This window comes from Pseudomonas sp. 51_B (assembly GCF_017491595.1).
GTDB classification, from domain to species: domain Bacteria; phylum Pseudomonadota; class Gammaproteobacteria; order Pseudomonadales; family Pseudomonadaceae; genus Aquipseudomonas; species Aquipseudomonas promysalinigenes.
The window spans coordinates 1-473 of sequence record NZ_JAFGYW010000306.1 but is presented as its reverse complement, the minus strand read 5'-3'; the positions used below and the strand labels follow the sequence as shown (position 1 = coordinate 473).

The window sequence follows — 473 nt, the reverse complement described above, 5'->3', positions numbered from 1 at the left end:
ATCTTCAGCCTGAAGCCCGATAAGGCCGACGGCATCTATCTGAACGACAACCCTCTGTCGATAAATGCCCGCGAACGCGTCAAGTTCTACTACGCAGCACACGGGCGCAACTTCCGGATCAAGCCGCCATCGGCTGACATTGCCATGGCGCAGAGACTGTTCCCGCGACTTGGGGAAAACGCTGCGATCAACATGATTTATCGCCTGCCCGGGACATTACAGACCGGCACGGCGCAACTGATCAGGTGGGAGGGCGAAATCGCCCGCATGATTGGCGAGCTCAACGCATGGCGTGAGCGTCTGCCAGTCAACAATCCATCGACAGAACGGCCATGGACTGCGCAGGAAAAAGCCGCAGAACGCGCCGAGAGACAAAAATTCAGCGAAAGCCTCGAACAACTGTGGCGCGGCAGGCGCACCGACAATTCAGCACTACGGTTCAACACCTTCAATGCCAATGCGGCATTTACCGG

Annotated in this window: 1 protein-coding gene; it reads left to right on the top strand. The window is 57.3% G+C overall.

Annotated elements, in window-relative coordinates; translation table 11 throughout:
- Positions 1 to 473, top strand: a 473-nt coding sequence (locus J5M56_RS24960) for a hypothetical protein (RefSeq protein ID WP_207938055.1), incomplete at both ends; no start/stop codon positions are given.